The following is a 16363-nucleotide window of genomic DNA, read 5'->3' on the forward strand; positions in this document are numbered from 1 at the left end:
ACGAAAACAGATCCCTCATGTATCAACCCAGCGGAGAGGAAGGAATCGTTCTGAAGAAGCGACAGCGGTCGCCTTTAAATTGATTTCGATTCCAGTTCCCTGGTTTTAACAGCGATCGCAAGAACGATCCGGCAGCGAAGCGAACGCGGTTTTTCAGCAGCAATTAACGCATGTTCACCCCCTGCTCCTTCAAATTTGAAACAAATCCATTTCATCCCGCGTAAAGTTTCCAATTAACCTTTACGTTGAATTATAAGAAATGGTAAACTTTGAGTAATGCCTGATTTTGCAGGGTTTTACGGAATCCGACAAATGATGCGCGACATAAAGGAGACTCACATGGCAAAAACTAAGACGAAATTTTTCTGTACCGAATGCGGGTATGAAGCGCCCAAATGGTTCGGAAAATGTCCGGGCTGCCAATCATGGAATTCCATGGTAGAGGAGACCGAGACGGTAATCAAGACCCAGGGGATGAATTCCCCTCTTTTTCATAGTAAAGAAAAACCCCTTTCGATCATAAATATAGAAAGCGGTAAAGAACCCAGAATCCAGACGGGCATTGCGGAATTGAACCGGGTGCTCGGGGGCGGGCTGGTCCCGGGCTCGCTCGTGCTAGTCGGCGGCGATCCCGGCATCGGGAAATCCACGCTCCTGCTTCAAGCCTCCAACCGACTGGCCCAGAACGGCATTCGCGTTCTGTACATTTCCGGTGAGGAATCCGTGCGCCAGACCAAACTGCGCGCTGACCGGCTCGGGGCGCTGTCCCCGGAGCTGTTTGTCCTCTGCGAAACCAATCTGGAATCGATCGAGGAAGCCATTGAGAACGTACAGCCTGGCTTCGTTGTCATCGACTCCATTCAGACGGTGTACTTGCCTGAGGTAACCAGCGCGCCGGGCAGCGTATCCCAGGTTCGGGAATGCACGGCCCGCTTTATGCGGCTGGCGAAGGTGAAAGGCATCGCGACCGTCCTTGTCGGACATGTGACAAAAGAAGGCGCCATTGCAGGTCCAAGGATGCTGGAGCACATGGTGGATTGTGTGCTTTATTTTGAAGGAGAGCGTCATCATACTTACCGCTTGCTTCGCGCGGTGAAGAATCGTTTCGGTTCGACGAATGAGATTGGCATTTTTGAGATGGGTGAGGATGGGCTTCGGGAAGTCGGGAATCCATCGGAGCTCTTTTTATCCGAACGGCCTTTGGGCGTAGCGGGTTCGACCGTAGTTGCAAGCATGGAGGGTACGCGCCCGGTTCTGGTAGAGCTGCAGGCGCTCATCTCCACGACGCACTTCCCGTCACCGCGCCGGATGGGCACAGGGGTGGACCATCACCGAATGAACCTGATCATTGCCGTGCTGGAGAAACGGATGGGGATGTACCTGCAAACCCAAGACGCCTACCTGAACGTAGCGGGCGGCGTGAAGCTCGATGAACCTGCGGTGGATCTGGCCATTGCGGTCAGCATCGCATCCAGCTTCCGCGACATACCGACCAAGCCGTACGACGTTATTTTTGGCGAGGTGGGGCTGACCGGCGAGGTTCGCGCCGTTTCAAGAGCGGAGCAGAGGGTAAGAGAAGCCGAGAAGCTGGGTTTTAAGCGCGTTCTCATGCCGGAGAAGAGTTTGAAGGGATGGAAGCATCCGAAAGGAATACAAATTATCGGAGTCAACACCGTTGCAGATGCATTAGCGGTTGCGTTAGATTAGGGGGCATACGAAGGTGAAAGAAACGAGCCAACTGGACAAAATGAATGATTTGCTGAAGCTGGTAGCACCGGGAACGCCGTTTCGCGACGGACTGGAGAACGTGCTGCGGGCGAAGACGGGCGCCCTGATCGTTGTAGGCTACAGCCCGGAGGTAATGGAAGTTGTCGACGGCGGCTTCTCCATTAACTGCGATTTTTCGCCAAACTATTTATACGAGCTCGCTAAGATGGACGGCGCCATCATCTTGAGTGAAGACTTAAAACGAATCTTATATGCAAATACCCAGCTGATCCCGGATTCCTCGATCTCTTCCATCGAGACAGGGATACGGCACAGAACGGCGGAGCGGGTGGCGAAGCAGACCGGCAAGCTGGTGGTGTCCATCTCGCAGCGCCGCAACATTATTACGCTGTACCAAGGCTCGCTGCGGTATGCATTGAAGGAAATCGGCGTCATCTTAACCAAGGCGAATCAGGCCATACAGACGCTGGAGCGATACCGCGTGGTGCTTAACCAATCGCTGACCAACCTCTCGGCATCCGAATTCGAAGAGCTGGTCACCATCCCGGAAGTCGTGAACGTCATACAGCGGGTCGAGATGGTGCTCCGCATCAAGAAGGAGATCAAGCGCTATATCAACGAGCTCGGCAACGAAGGCCGACTGATCAGCATGCAGATGGATGAGCTTGTGAGCAATATGGAGGAGGAGGCTTGGCTGCTGTATGCAGACTATGCCCGGGAGTACAGCGAGGAGAAGATCCGAGAGATCATTCTCGCGCTCAAGCGTTCAACGGATGAGGAGCTGCTGGACATTCACCATATCGTACGGCTTCTTGGATACCCGGCTTCCGCCGCTGCTTCGGAGGAAGAAATACTGCCGCGCGGTTACCGGATTTTGAACAAAATCCCGCGCCTTCCGAATGTGATCATCCGCAACCTGGTGGACCAGTTCCATGACTTATCCAGCATTATGACCGCTTCCATCCATGAGCTGGATGAAGTAGACGGGATCGGCGAGGTTCGGGCGCGCACCATCAAAGAAGGCTTGAAACGCTTGCAGGAACAAGTATTCATTGACAGACAAATCTAAAAGCCCTACAATCGATGTTCGAACGTACATGAACGAGGTGAATATAAAAATGACGAAATCAATTCCGAACATGTTTACTTTAGGTAATCTGTTTCTCGGAATGATTGGTATCATCTTGGCGACGGAAGGTCGAACGAGTATGGCTGCCATTATGATTATCATTGCCATGCTCCTTGACGGACTGGATGGTCGGGTAGCTCGGGCCTTGAATGCCCAAAGCGAATTCGGCAAGGAACTTGACTCCTTGTCCGATGTGATTTCATTTGGCGTAGCACCGGCACTTATTATGTATACCGTAGCGTTTACGGATATTAATACCGCATTGGCTTGGACGGTGACCGCCATATTTCCGATGTGCGGCGCACTGCGGCTTGCAAGATTCAATGTTCGTCCGGGCATCCCGGGATATTTTATCGGCCTGCCGATCCCCGCAGCGGGAGGCGTGCTCGCCACCCTGGCGTTGTTCCATGAAGAGATTACAGCACCTTATATGATTTTTGCCGTACTATTGCTTTCTTACCTCATGGTTAGCTCAGTCAAGTACCCGAATTTCAAAAAGATCGGCATTCCGAAAACAGCGATTAAATTTACGCCTTTGGTCATCATTGGCGCCGTGATGGTAGCCGTGTTCTTTCCGGAGCAGACCTCCATGCTGATCTTCGTGCCTTTGGTGTTGTATGCTGGTTACGGCTTGAAGCAGAATTTCCGCAGGCTTAACCGTAAAAACCGTCGCAAAAAAGATGACCGCAATTCCGATGAAGCCTATCAGTCTTCGGACCGGTAAACGGATGCAAGGACATATATCCAAATAAAAAGCATTTATTTCCCTGCGAGGAGCAGCGAGATAAATGCTTTTTTTGTATGCATGGAGCACCTTGCCGTTAAGGTCCGTTTCGGTATGTAAGCGGCTTTTACGACAGGTTGAAGAGACCCAATGTGGAGCATTTCTGCGACTCCTTGACAACAACCTCATCCAGTTGAATGTCCAGAAGATTCGCAAGGGCAGACATATAAAATAGGTTGCGGCCAAGCTCGGTGCTTACCGCTTCGCGGCAATTCTCGCACAGATGGCCTTCGACGTGCGTGCCTGCCAATTCCCGGGCTGATTCGAGATCAGCGCCGATATCGAAGGTTTGCTTCGTGGCGTGGAGCTCGATGCATCCGCATTCTGTGATGGCCTTGGTGACGGCCCGGTTGACTGAAGCATTGCTTTGACCATTTTTAGACAGAACATCCAAGAGACTGCGGTGACGGAGCAACAATTCGGAAACTTGGTCCTGAAAAGCCTGTAAACTAGGAGCGCTCATTTATACATCCACCTCGATATTATGAATTGAGTTCATTATATTCCACTACTTCAGCCGATTTCAACCAGTTTCAGGCGTGTAAAGGCGGTCAATTCCAGTTGTGAGGTCGATGTCAGTACACGTCAAAGCCTGATGGGTGTAGGTAAAAACAGGCAGGTCATCCCATCCGGAAACTTTATAAGAAAAACTTCAATCGGCACGATTACGACTTTGTAAATTGGACCATACTGGAAATAGAAGCCAAGATTATCAGGTATAAAAAGGAGGTGTGCGGAAGCTCATGTTAAAAAAAGCTATCTTAGCATTTACGGTATTATGCGGAGCATGGGGCGGGTATACGTTATATCATACAATGGAACGGTCTTTCTCAGGGCTCTCGCCTATGTTTGGACAAGGAATATTTGCAGCGGGAAGCGGGGCCTTCGCGGTGCTTGGAGGATTGTTGTTTGGCATGATCGGCGTGCTGTCGGCGGATCGGGTAACGAGATGGCTGCACAGCCTGATCTCTTCGTTCTCCCGGATCCCGATGAATGAGCTGGCCGCGGGAACGGCGGGATTGTTGAGCGGTTTGCTGCTGTCTTTATTGCTCTCACCGGGGCTATCCTTGCTCGGACAAGCAGGGCAGCTGCTGCAGGTCGGCATCACCCTGCTCGGCGGCTACATCGGTTTACGCATTGGATTGGAGAAGAAGGATGAACTGGCTTCCCTATGGATGTCGGGGAAGTGGAGCCAAACCGCCGAGCCGGAAGGCCGGCGCGTGGAGGAACATAAAATTCTGGATACAAGCGTTATTATTGATGGCAGGATCGCAGATATTTGCAAAACCGGATTTATTGAAGGAACGATTGTCATTCCCGAATTCGTCCTGGAGGAGCTTCAGCATATTGCGGACTCCTCGGATCTTCTGAAGCGAAATCGCGGCCGGCGCGGGCTTGATATCTTGAACAAAATCCAGAAGGAACTGGATGTAAAGGTGCTTATCTACGAAGGCGACTTTGAGGAGATATCCGAAGTGGACAGCAAGCTGGTGAAACTCGCCAAAGTGCTTCAAGGCAAAGTGGTCACGAATGATTTCAACTTGAACAAGGTTTGCGAGCTGCAAGGCGTGTCGGTGTTGAACATTAACGACCTGGCCAACGCGGTGAAGCCTGTGGTTCTGCCAGGGGAAGAAATTCTGGTGCAGATAATCAAGGACGGCAAAGAGCATGGTCAGGGCGTCGCATATCTGGATGACGGCACGATGATCGTAGTGGAGGGCGGACGCGAGTATATCGGCACAATGATGGAGGTGCTGGTTACCAGCGTACTGCAAACCTCGGCGGGCCGGATGATCTTCGCGAAACCAAAACTGTTGGAAAAAGCCCAGTAAAGGGGTATGATGGGGATATACATATCCGGTATTCGTCCTTTTGTGGCGTTTGGGTGAGACAGGAGTTTGGTGTGTGATGAGTAACTTCGGCGCCGTCATCGTAGCGGCGGGAAAAGGAACGAGGATGGGCACCCGGGAGAGCAAGCAGTACTTGGTTCTGGACGGTAAGCCCATTATCGTTCATACGCTTGAAGCATTCAGCCGGATACCATGGCTGCAGGAAATTGTGCTTGTAACGGGGATGGATGATGTTTCTCGCTGCCAGTCCTGGGTGCAGGAATACGGTTTGGATAAGGTGTCTGCCGTAATCCCGGGCGGAAGCGAGAGACAACAGTCCGTATATCAAGGCATCAAGCAAATCTCTTCAGAATGGGTAATGATACATGACGGCGTAAGGCCGTTCGTAACGCAAGAGGAAATTGAAGCCTGCCGCGATGCGGCGATCCGCGAAGGCGCCTCGGTACTCGGGGTTCCCGTGAAGGATACGATTAAGCAGGTGAACGGTAAGGGGCTGATTACAGGTACCCCGGACCGTCAAAGTCTGTGGGCCGTCCAGACCCCACAGGCTTTTCGTCTTTCCGACCTGCTGTCCGCGCATGAAGCTGCGGCGAAGGAGGGATTTGCCGGCACCGACGACGCCATGCTGATGGAGCGGGCAGGGCATCCGGTCACCGTGGTGGAGGGGAAATACAGCAACATCAAAATCACCACGCCGGAGGATCTGGAATATGCGGCTTTTTTACAGAAACGTAAGGGAGAGGACATGGAATGATTCGAGTAGGACAAGGGTTTGACGTACATCAGCTCGTAGAAGGAAGGCCGTGCATCATCGGAGGGGTCACGATTCCGCATGACAAAGGTCTGCTCGGGCACTCCGACGCCGACGTGCTGCTGCACGCCGTGACGGACGCGATCCTGGGGGCGCTGGGGCTTGGCGACATCGGACGCCATTTTCCCGATAACGATCCTGCCTTTAAAGACGCCGACAGCCTGAAGCTTTTGGAACAGGTATGGGTCATGGCGAAGGAACGCGGGTATAGACTTGGTAATATCGATTCCACGATTATTGCCCAGAAGCCGAAGATGGCGCCATACATTCCGCAAATGGCGGAAGTGATCGCCAAAGCGCTGGATGCCGAGGTGGATCAGGTGAACGTGAAGGCGACCACCACCGAGCAGCTCGGGTTTACCGGCAGGGGCGAAGGAATCGCCGCGCAGTCGGTTGTCTGCCTTGTAAAAGGTGTGCTATCATCTTGAAGTATGCGTTCAAAAAGGGAGTTTTTGAACTGGGAAACTTTGTAGAATAGGGAAGCGGAGGGGTTACAATGACCGGAGAAGTCCGCGTGCGCTATGCACCGAGTCCAACGGGACATTTACATATCGGCAATGCCAGAACGGCATTATTCAATTATTTATTCGCCCGCAAGAACAACGGGAAATTCATTATCCGCATCGAGGATACGGATGTGAAACGCAACGTGGAAGGCGGCGAGCAGAGCCAGCTGAAGTACTTGAAGTGGCTGGGCATGGATTGGGACGAGAGCGTGGATGTCGGGGGCGAGTACGGACCTTATCGCCAGACCGAGCGTCTTGATATTTATAAACAATATTGGCAGGACCTTCTGGATCGCGGGCTTGCTTACCGCTGCTACTGCACGGAGGAAGAGCTGGAGCAGGAGCGGGAAGAGCAGATGGCTCGGGGCGAAACGCCGCGCTATTCCGGGAAGCATCGCGATTTGACCGAAGAGCAGCGCCAGGCGCTTGAGGCCGAAGGCCGCGTGGCGAGCATCCGCTTCCGCGTGCCGGAAGACCGCGTCTACACGTTCGACGATATGGTGAAGGGCACGATTTCGTTTAACAGCAAAGAGACGGGCGACTTCGTCATCGTCAAAAAAGACGGCATTCCTACCTACAATTTCGCGGTAGCTTTGGATGATCATCTCATGAAGATCAGCCATGTGCTGCGCGGGGAGGATCATATCTCCAATACGCCGCGTCAGCTGATGATCTATGAAGCCTTCGGGTGGGAGCCCCCTCAGTTCGGGCATATGACCCTGATCGTGGGCGAGGATCACAAGAAGCTGAGCAAGCGCAACGAATCGATCATCCAGTTCATCGAGCAGTATGACCAGCTTGGTTATTTGCCTGAAGCGCTGTTCAACTTCATCTCGCTGCTGGGCTGGTCTCCGGAAGGGGAAGAGGAAGTGTTCTCCCAAGAGCAGCTGATCTCGATCTTCGATGAGCATCGCTTGTCCAAGAGCCCGGCGGTATTCGACACGAACAAGCTGGCTCATATGAACAACACGTACATTAAGAACGCGGATCCGGACCGGATCGCGGATTTGGCCATTCCGCATTTGCAGAAAGCCAGCCGTTTGCCGTCCAAGCTTACGGCCGAGCAGGAGGAATGGGCACGCGCGCTCGTGGCGCTCTATCAGGAGCAGATGACGGCGGCTTCGGATATCGTGGATCTGTCGGAAGTATTCTTCCGCACGCACCTGGAGCTGGATGCCGAGGGGATCGAAGTGATGGGCGGCGAGCAGGTGCCTGCCGTACTGTCCGCATTCTTGGCGAAGATCGAACAGTCCGATGAGTTTTACGCGCAGAAGATCGCCGCCATGATCAAGGAAGTCCAAAAGGAGACCGGGTTTAAGGGCAAACAGCTCTTCATGCCGATCCGCGTAGCCCTGACGGGACAAACCCATGGCCGCGACTTGAACCAGACGATCTGGCTGCTTGGCAGGGACCGCGTGCTTGACCGTTTGCGTTCCCAGATCAAGGGCGCATAACTCGGGCGGCATCCGCAATAAACGTTCCTTGTCAGCCCGTATATCATCAGTTATAATTACACCAAACTAGAAGTGAAATATTCTTTGATCTTAGGGTTTTATTAAATGGTGCATTTACTCATACAGGGAAGTAGCGAAGAAGGACGGAATCGTTCTGGAGAAGCGAAGCGTTCGCCTTTGACTTCCGATTTCAACCTAAATTAATATCGTTAAAGAAATCGGAGGGCAAAAGCGATCGGAAGCACAATCCGTCAGCGCAGCGTCTCTAGTGAGCCACGCGGTCATTTATGAAGTCTGGATCAACAAATATAAACGTTTAAAAAGCTACGATCAGGAGAAGTACGCGTAAAACAGGCACGTTCCAGAGAGGACAATCGGCAGAAGACAAGAACCACTTGAATCTGCCGGCTGAGAGTTGTCCCGTCGCCTGCAGCGGAAATGCACCTGTGAGCTGCATGGTTGAAGCGAACGCAATCGTTAGATCATGCCGGTCGTCTGCCGTTAATGACATGAAGAGAATCGGTAGAATCCGTCCCTGACGAAGGGAGGAGTCTTGTGCCGGTTCGAAGCAGAGTGGAACCGCGGTCTAGCGCCTCTGCAGCGATAAGCTGCAGGGGCGTTTTTTATTACAGGAATAACGATGGATAGCAAGTTGCATGCGCGATTGGAAGAGGGGAAAGAGGGAGCGTTCATGTTTAAACAGATGAAATCGGATATTCGGACAGTGTTCGAGAATGACCCGGCCGCCCGGGGACTTTTTGAAGTGGTATTCACCTACTCGGGACTTCACGCCCTGTGGGCGCACCGGGTGGCTCATGCATTATTTAAGCGGCGGTGGTATACGCTGGCACGGATCATATCTCAGATCAGCCGGTTCATGACAGGCATCGAGATTCATCCGGGCGCCCGTATCGGGAGTCGGCTGTTCATCGACCATGGCATGGGGGTTGTCATTGGAGAGACCTGCGAGATCGGAGACGACGTGGTGATCTACCAGGGGGTGACCCTTGGCGGAACCGGTAAGGAAAAAGGCAAGCGGCATCCGACCATCGGCAACAACGTGGTCATCGGATCCGGAGCGAAAGTGCTAGGTTCTTTTACGATTGGGGATAACTGTAACATCGGATCCAACGCGGTCGTATTAAGGCCCGTACCCCCGAACAGCACCGTTGTCGGCAATCCCGGCAAAGTCGTGAAACAGAACGGGGAGCGGGTGCGCGACCGGCTGGATCACACGAACCTGCCCGATCCGATTGTCGATACGCTCCGTTCGATGCAGAAGGAGATCGATCAGCTCCGGGCGGAGCTGGATGAGAGCAAGGGAAGCCGGCATCAAGCGGTGGTTTCCGAGGCTGTCGTGTCTTCGGCCAAGGAAGAATAGAAGAACTCCCATAACCTTGGATGCCTTGGACGATGCATAGCCTGACTTCATATAGCGATTTCGATACATCATCTTCAACATGAATCAATGCGTTACGCAGGCTTTGAAGTAAAAGACAATAAGCGATGGAACGAAAGGATTGAGATGATACAATATGGCACTGCAAATCTATAACACGCTAACCCGCATGAAAGAAACGTTTGTTGCCCAGGAACCCGGAAAGGTAAAGATCTACGTATGCGGTCCTACCGTGTACGACTATATCCATATCGGCAATGCCCGCCCGATGATTTTTTTCGACGTGGTTCGGGCGTACTTCGAGAATCAGGGCAACGACGTGAATTACGTGGTGAACTTCACGGACGTGGATGACAAAATGATTCGGAAAGCGGAGCAAACCGGGACGACCGTTCCGGAGGTTGCGGAGAAGTTCATCAGCGCCTATTACGAGGATTTGGACGGTCTCGGCATACCCAGAGCGACGTTGAATCCGCGGGTAACGGACAATATGGAGAGCATCATCGAATTCATCCAGGAGCTCATTGACCGCGACTTTGCTTATGAGAACGGCGGAGACGTATTCTACCGGACCCGCAAGTTCGACGACTACGGCAAGCTGTCCCAGCAGAACCTCGATGAGCTGCAGTTCGGGATCCGGATCGAAGTGGATAAGCGGAAGGAAAATCCGGAGGACTTCGTGCTGTGGAAAGCCGCGAAGCCGGGAGAGATCTACTGGAGCAGTCCATGGGGCGACGGCCGCCCGGGCTGGCATATCGAGTGCTCCGCCATGGCTCGCCGCTATCTCGGGGATACCTTGGATATCCACGGCGGCGGCCAGGATCTGCAGTTTCCGCACCATGAATGCGAAGTGGCGCAGTCCGAGGCATTGACGGGCAAACCGCTCGCGAACTATTGGATGCATAATGGATATATCCGCATCAACAACGAGAAAATGTCGAAATCGCTGGGCAACGGCGTATTGGTTAAGGAACTTCGCGAACAATATACGAAAGAAGCCGTGCGCTATTTCATGTTGTCCACCCACTACCGCAACCCGCTGAATTACAGCGACGAGGTGATGGAACAGGCACAGAACAGCGTGGAACGCCTCGCGAATGCGGCGGCAAACGTCGAACATCGATTGGGCACGGCGATCGGCTCCAAGGACGATCAAGTCAGCCAGGACGTAGCGGACAGAATATCGGCCGTGCTTGTCGAATTTCACGAGAAAATGCAGGACGATTTCAACACGCCGGACGCCATCACCGCGATGTTCCAATGGGCCAGCGAGGCGAATCAGCTGCTGAAGGAAGCATCGATTCCTGCCGCGGATCTGCATGAAGTGCTGCGGGCTTTCAACGAAATGAACGGCGTGCTCCGCATCGTGAACACAGGTACGGATGAATTGCTGGATGAGGAAATCGAAGCGCTGATTGCCGAACGTGTCGAAGCCCGCAAGAATAAAAACTGGGCCCGAGCGGACGAAATCCGCGACAAGCTGGCGGACGAAGGCATCGTGCTGGAGGATACGGCGCAGGGCATGCGCTGGCGGCGTAAATGAGCGGGGATAAGCATCGGGATCCTGCAGTAGGCTGGTTTGATTTTCCGCCGTCGAAGCCGGCCCGTTTAATCCCGCCCATCGTGCTCGCTTATATCGGGGATGCCATTTATGAGGTGGCGGTGAGGCAGTTTCTGATATCACGGGCCAATCTCCGTCCCCATCACTTGCACCGTTCGGCCACGAGCTTCGTGTCGGCGAAGGCGCAGAGCCGGATATTGGCTTTTCTTGATCCGGAGCTGACGGAGGAAGAGCGCGATGTGGTGCGTCAGGGGCGCAATGCCAAATCGGGCAGCATACCGAAGAATGCCGACGTGCTGGAATATCGGCATGCAACGGCATTCGAGACGCTGGTTGGGTATTTATATTATGCGGGAGAGCAGGACCGTCTCCGTGAACTCATCGGAAAGAGCATCGAGTTTATCGAGGGGTCCGTTAAATAAACCGTGTGGCAATATAGGCATCAACATGAAACGATACAGCCGGTTTTTCCAAAGCGAGGGGGACGCCGGCTGATATGCAGGAGGAGACCTACATGATGCAAGAAGAGGAAGTAGTAGCCGGTAAGCATTCCGTCACGGAAGCGCTCAAATCCGGACGCACGATCAATAAAATATGGATTGCCGAAAACGCGCAAAAGCATCTGACCCTGCCGATCATCGCGGAAGCGAAGAAGCTGGGCATCGTCATTCAGCATGTGGACAAACGGAAGCTGGATCAGATGGTTCCCGGAGTCCAGCATCAAGGCGTGGTTGCCCAGACGGCACCCTACGCTTATGTGGAAGTGGACGATTTGCTGAAGGCCGCGGAGGAAAAAGGCGAGCCGCCTTTCCTGCTGCTTCTGGACGAGATCGAGGATCCGCACAATCTGGGATCGATTCTCCGAACGGCCGACTGCACGGGCGCTCACGGCGTCATATTGCCTAAGCGCAGATCTGCGCAGATAACGGCAACGGTATCCAAAACATCGGCCGGCGCGGTGGAGTATGTGCCTGTAGCCAGAGTGACCAATCTGGGCCAAACCATCGATCAGCTGAAGGAAATGGGTGTGTGGGTTGTCGGAACCGTGGTCGATGCCGTTCAGGAATTGTATGATACCGAGGTTTTCGACGGGCCGGTCGCCATCGTTATCGGCAATGAGAATAAAGGGATGGGGCGTCTGATCCGCGAGAAATGCGATGTGCTTGTGAAACTGCCGATGGCCGGAAAAATCAATTCGCTTAACGCCTCGGTTGCCGCAGGCGTCGTCATGTACGAAGTGCTTCGCCGTCGCCGCCTGCAAGGTTAGCGATGATGGCCGATTGGCGGGATGTGCTGCTGGTCGACGGTTATAACATGATCGGCGGCTGGCCGCATCTTGCGAAGCTTGCCAATAGCAGCATGCACGAAGCGCGGGACTTACTGCTTGAGAAATTAGCGGATTATCAAGCGTATTCTGGGCTCAGAGTCGTGGTGATTTTTGACGCGTACCGGGTCCCTGGCTTGGGGAAATCCTACACGCAAGGCAAGGTGCAGGTGTATTTTACGAAAGAGAAGGAAACCGCCGATGAGTGCATTGAGCGGCTTGTCGGCGAGTTTAGCCATCGACGGCGTAAAATTTATGTGGCGACCAGCGATTTAATCGAGCAGCACGTCATTTTTGCCAGAGGAGCACTCCGGCTGTCCGCCCGGGAATTGCTGAGCGAGGTCGAGCAGAGCGAGCGCGAAGTGAAGCAGAAGATTACGAAAGAGCATACCAAGAGCAGAAATACGCTTGACGGGAAGCTGCCGCCGGATGTGAGACAGGCGTTCGAGCGCTGGCGAAGGGAGTAACACAGTTTTACACCATGAGGGACGAAAGGTCGGCTCATTTGGAAAATGAAACAATATATGAATCTACGAAATAGTTTACATTAAATGTTATTATCGGTCTATTTTAGGTAGAACGTGGTTGACGGTCTAGTAGACATCATATATACTTGTCATATATTTCAAGCGAGTGACGGGCTACCGTGCGTTCCGGGCCGGAGGGATTCTATTGAGTGTGGACCTCAAGGAAGTCATGTTGTCAGGGTATGATGTGATAAGCGATGAAGACATTGTCGAGGCGGTCCGCGAGGGTGACAGCGGGGCGCTGGAGTATTTGATCAATAAGTACCGGAATTTTGTACGTGCTAAAGCCCGTTCCTATTTTCTGATTGGCGCCGACCGGGAGGATATCGTCCAGGAAGGCATGATCGGGCTGTACAAGGCAATTCGTGATTTTAAAGGGGATAAGCTGTCCTCGTTCAAGGCCTTTGCCGAGCTCTGCATTACCAGGCAGATCATTACGGCGATCAAGACCGCTACGAGACAGAAGCATATTCCGCTCAATTCGTATGTCTCTTTGGACAAGCCGATTTATGACGAGGACTCGGACCGTACGCTGCTGGATGTCATTTGTGGTACAGCGGTAAGCGATCCGGAGGAACTGATCATCAATCAAGAGGAGTTTGTCGGCCTGGAAGACAAGATGTCAGAGATCTTAAGCGATCTGGAACGGAAAGTCTTGATGCTTTATTTGGACGGTCGTTCCTATCAAGAAATCGCGGTAGATTTGAGGCGTCACGTGAAATCGATTGACAATGCCCTCCAGCGGGTAAAGCGAAAGCTTGAGCGTTATCTGGAGGTCAGGGATAATTAAAGCAAATGTCGGACAAGAAGCAGAAGGCTCAATCAGAGCCTTTTTTTAATTACAGCATCGTATTTCGGGATGGCCAGTGAAGGATCTTTGCATGCTTTACCGCCATGATCTTTTGACGGCAGGCGTGATTTGACGCAATTCAGAGATGTCCATTTTCGCATTATGTGTAATATTTGGTGTTTCATCTGTTGGAAGATTGAACATACTGGATATAGGCTAAATGCTATGCAAGATGGACAAAGACTGTGAAACGCCACAGTTTTTTACAGCGGAAGGTGTACGATAAGCCGGGGACTTATTCCCTGGTTTAGCTGGCAATGGCATTTATTGCAGCCCGCAATCAGAGAGAAAAAGGCTTGAAATGGCGCTATCCTTGTGATAAAGTGTTTTAGGTAGGCCTAAATTCGCGTGTTTTATGAATGGATCGTTGTTACAGCTTTTGGAACAACGGTTTTATTCATCTCGCAGAAATAACCGGTTTTCGATGAGAATAAGGTTGTTTCTACTAGGATCAATATCGATTCTTCTGACAAAGAAGGACGTCTTCGGGAGGTGCACATCATGCGGGTAATTATCACTTTGGCTTGTACAAGCTGCAAACAAAGAAACTACACAACCACCAAAAACAAGCGAAATCACCCCGACCGCATGGAGATGAAGAAATTTTGCAAGTTCTGTAACGAGCAAACTCCTCATCGCGAAACCAGATAGTTTTCTTTTGGAGGTGTAGTCGGCGTGAAACGTGGTTTCAAGTCTCTGTTTTCCTTTTTCTCTGAAAGCTGGGCGGAACTTAAAAAAGTTCGCTGGCCCAATCGTAAAGAACTGACGAACTATACTCTCATTGTTCTCGGCACCATTGTGTTTGTCACGATTTATTTTTGGGTTGTAGACATCGGTATTTCCGCTGTGATCGAAGCGATAATTTAGAAGGGTCCCAGGTGGCTTGATATGGAAAAAAGATGGTACGTAGTTCATACCTATTCTGGGTATGAGAATAAAGTCAAAGCCAATTTGGAAAAACGTGTCGAGTCCATGGGCATGGAGGACAAAATATTCCGCGTTCTTGTTCCGATGGAAGAAGAAATCGTAAACAAAGACGGCAAGAAAAAAACCGTCATGCGTAAAGTTTACCCGGGATATGTCTTGGTCGAAATGATTCAGACCGATGATTCTTGGTATGTTGTCCGCAATACGCCAGGAGTGACCGGTTTTGTTGGTTCGACAGGGTCCGGTTCTAAACCGACGCCTTTGCTTCCGGAAGAAGTGGAACAGATTCTGAAGCATATGGGCATGGAAGAGCCGAAACCGAAGATCGAATTCGACATCAAGGAATCCGTTCGTATCAAGGTTGGTCCTTTTGCGAATTTTGTGGGCTCCGTGGAAGAGATTTTGGCTGAAAAGAGCAAGTTGAAAGTTCACGTCAACATGTTTGGACGGGAAACCCCGCTGGAGTTGGATTATACTCAAGTGGAGAAGATCTGATTCTTCAGGTTTCTTGTGGGAGGGCGTAAATACGCGTCCGTCTACCACTATTGATGCAAGGAGGTGTCAACCATGGCTAAAAAAGTTATCAAGATTGTGAAACTGCAAATTCCTGCAGGTAAAGCGAACCCGGCTCCTCCAGTAGGTCCTGCATTGGGTCAAGCGGGTGTCAACATCATGGCATTCTGTAAAGAATTCAACGCACGTACTGCTGATCAAGCTGTTCTGATCATTCCGGTTGAAATTTCGGTGTTTGAAGATCGTTCCTTTACGTTTATCACGAAAACTCCACCGGCTGCTGTTCTGCTTCGCGTGGCTGCTAAGATCGAAAAAGGATCCGGCGAGCCTAACAAGAAGAAAGTGGCTACCGTTAAGCGTGACGCTGTTCGTCAAATCGCTGAGCAAAAAATGCCTGACCTGAACGCTGCATCCGTTGAAGCTGCAATGAAGATGGTAGAAGGTACTGCCCGTAGTATGGGTATCACAATCGAAGACTAATCGTCTTTCGGTTGAAACCGGACGAGGTCCGGATTATGTGGGAGGAATTTCCGCTAACACCACAAAGGAGGAAAACAAACATGGCTAAACACGGTAAGAAATACGTTGAAGCTGCCAAGCTGATTGACAGCGAAGCAACTTATGAGCCTTTGGAAGCTGTAGAGCTTGTGAAGAAGGCTGCAACTGCCAAATTCGACGAAACTGTTGAAGCGGCTGTACGTTTGGGCGTAGACCCGCGTAAACAAGACCAGGCTGTTCGTGGTGTTGTTGTCTTGCCTCACGGCACAGGTAAAACACAACGCGTTCTGGTATTTGCAAAAGGTGAAAAAGCGAAAGAGGCTGAAGCGGCTGGCGCTGATTTTGATGGCGAACAGGACATGACCAACAAAGTCCAACAGGTCTGGTGCGGGTGTGGTGTACGCGTTGCTACAACTTCTATGAGAAGTGGAGTCGGTAAACTTGGCCGTCTGGTCGGTGGTAAAGGCCGGATGGCTAACCCTAAAGCTGGTACGGTTACATT

18 protein-coding genes and 1 pseudogene are annotated in these 16363 nt (G+C 51.9%); 18 read left to right on the forward strand and 1 reads right to left on the reverse strand.

The window, feature by feature from the left end; translation table 11 throughout:
* Window positions 1-339: 339 nt before the first annotated feature.
* The 3 genes from radA to pssA are packed head-to-tail and all read left to right on the forward strand — an operon-like array spanning window position 340 to window position 3581.
* Window positions 340-1707 carry a DNA repair protein RadA gene (gene radA, locus RB298_RS03775; RefSeq protein ID WP_009594669.1) on the forward strand — a complete coding sequence of 456 codons (1368 nt, stop codon included), beginning with the start codon at window positions 340-342 and terminating at the stop codon, window positions 1705-1707.
* A gap of 13 nt (window positions 1708-1720) precedes the next feature.
* Window positions 1721-2797 (forward strand): DNA integrity scanning diadenylate cyclase DisA, encoded by a 1077-nt coding sequence (disA, locus tag RB298_RS03780; RefSeq protein WP_009594677.1) that lies wholly within the window; start codon window positions 1721-1723, stop codon window positions 2795-2797.
* Window positions 2798-2846: 49 nt separating this feature from the next.
* On the forward strand, window positions 2847-3581 hold the full coding sequence (pssA, locus tag RB298_RS03785; protein ID WP_228468840.1) for a CDP-diacylglycerol--serine O-phosphatidyltransferase: 735 nt from the start codon (window positions 2847-2849) through the stop codon (window positions 3579-3581).
* Between the two features lie 127 nt (window positions 3582-3708).
* On the opposite strand, the gene RB298_RS03790 is transcribed toward pssA, so the two are convergent.
* Window positions 3709-4104: a nucleoside triphosphate pyrophosphohydrolase family protein gene (locus RB298_RS03790; protein WP_009594665.1), complete on the reverse strand. Its 396-nt coding sequence runs from the start codon at window positions 4102-4104 to the stop codon at window positions 3709-3711.
* A 280-nt stretch (window positions 4105-4384) separates the two neighbouring features.
* Here RB298_RS03790 and RB298_RS03795 point away from each other — a divergent pair, with 280 nt between their 5' ends.
* The 15 genes and pseudogenes from RB298_RS03795 to RB298_RS03865 all read left to right on the forward strand — a co-directional run.
* Window positions 4385-5473, forward strand: a complete 1089-nt coding sequence (locus tag RB298_RS03795; RefSeq protein WP_015737636.1) for a PIN/TRAM domain-containing protein — start codon at window positions 4385-4387, stop codon at window positions 5471-5473.
* Between the two features lie 76 nt (window positions 5474-5549).
* A complete protein-coding gene (gene ispD / locus RB298_RS03800) occupies window positions 5550-6245 on the forward strand; it encodes a 2-C-methyl-D-erythritol 4-phosphate cytidylyltransferase (RefSeq protein WP_375122060.1) in 696 nt (231 codons plus the stop codon).
* Entirely contained in the window at window positions 6242-6730 is a 489-nt protein-coding gene (ispF, locus tag RB298_RS03805; protein WP_009591976.1) for a 2-C-methyl-D-erythritol 2,4-cyclodiphosphate synthase, read from the forward strand. The genes ispD and ispF overlap by 4 nt, the downstream gene beginning before the upstream one ends.
* A 68-nt stretch (window positions 6731-6798) precedes the next feature.
* The gene (gene gltX, locus RB298_RS03810; protein WP_486045841.1) at window positions 6799-8262 is read left to right on the forward strand and encodes a glutamate--tRNA ligase; all 1464 of its coding nucleotides are present in this window, start codon (window positions 6799-6801) and stop codon (window positions 8260-8262) included.
* Window positions 8263-8953: 691 nt separating this feature from the next.
* Complete coding sequence (cysE, locus tag RB298_RS03815) at window positions 8954-9643, forward strand: serine O-acetyltransferase (RefSeq protein WP_375122061.1); 690 nt, start codon at window positions 8954-8956, stop codon at window positions 9641-9643.
* A 154-nt stretch (window positions 9644-9797) separates the two neighbouring features.
* The gene (gene cysS / locus RB298_RS03820) at window positions 9798-11204 is read left to right on the forward strand and encodes a cysteine--tRNA ligase (protein WP_486045843.1); all 1407 of its coding nucleotides are present in this window, start codon (window positions 9798-9800) and stop codon (window positions 11202-11204) included.
* On the forward strand, window positions 11201-11644 hold the full coding sequence (locus tag RB298_RS03825) for a Mini-ribonuclease 3 (RefSeq protein ID WP_192570478.1): 444 nt from the start codon (window positions 11201-11203) through the stop codon (window positions 11642-11644). The genes cysS and RB298_RS03825 overlap by 4 nt, the downstream gene beginning before the upstream one ends.
* Window positions 11645-11736: 92 nt before the next feature.
* A complete protein-coding gene (gene rlmB / locus RB298_RS03830) occupies window positions 11737-12489 on the forward strand; it encodes a 23S rRNA (guanosine(2251)-2'-O)-methyltransferase RlmB (RefSeq protein ID WP_486045845.1) in 753 nt (250 codons plus the stop codon).
* Between the two features lie 5 nt (window positions 12490-12494).
* Window positions 12495-13013 (forward strand): NYN domain-containing protein, encoded by a 519-nt coding sequence (locus tag RB298_RS03835; protein ID WP_486045852.1) that lies wholly within the window; start codon window positions 12495-12497, stop codon window positions 13011-13013.
* 205 nt (window positions 13014-13218) lie between these two features.
* Window positions 13219-13863 (forward strand): RNA polymerase sporulation sigma factor SigH, encoded by a 645-nt coding sequence (gene sigH, locus RB298_RS03840; RefSeq protein WP_006212942.1) that lies wholly within the window; start codon window positions 13219-13221, stop codon window positions 13861-13863.
* Window positions 13864-14424: 561 nt separating this feature from the next.
* Entirely contained in the window at window positions 14425-14574 is a 150-nt protein-coding gene (rpmG, locus tag RB298_RS03845; RefSeq protein ID WP_006212941.1) for a 50S ribosomal protein L33, read from the forward strand.
* 24 nt (window positions 14575-14598) lie between these two features.
* The gene (gene secE / locus RB298_RS03850; RefSeq protein WP_006212940.1) at window positions 14599-14790 is read left to right on the forward strand and encodes a preprotein translocase subunit SecE; all 192 of its coding nucleotides are present in this window, start codon (window positions 14599-14601) and stop codon (window positions 14788-14790) included.
* Between the two features lie 21 nt (window positions 14791-14811).
* Complete coding sequence (nusG, locus tag RB298_RS03855; RefSeq protein ID WP_006212939.1) at window positions 14812-15345, forward strand: transcription termination/antitermination protein NusG; 534 nt, start codon at window positions 14812-14814, stop codon at window positions 15343-15345.
* A 72-nt stretch (window positions 15346-15417) separates the two neighbouring features.
* Window positions 15418-15843, forward strand: coding sequence for a 50S ribosomal protein L11 (rplK, locus tag RB298_RS03860; protein WP_486045848.1), 426 nt, complete (start codon window positions 15418-15420; stop codon window positions 15841-15843).
* 80 nt (window positions 15844-15923) lie between these two features.
* A pseudogene (locus RB298_RS03865) lies at window positions 15924-16363 on the forward strand (50S ribosomal protein L1); the annotation flags it as partial.

Source organism: Priestia sp. BR_2 (assembly GCF_041954005.1).
GTDB classification, from domain to species: Bacteria; Bacillota; Bacilli; order Paenibacillales; family Paenibacillaceae; genus Paenibacillus_AQ; species Paenibacillus_AQ lautus_A.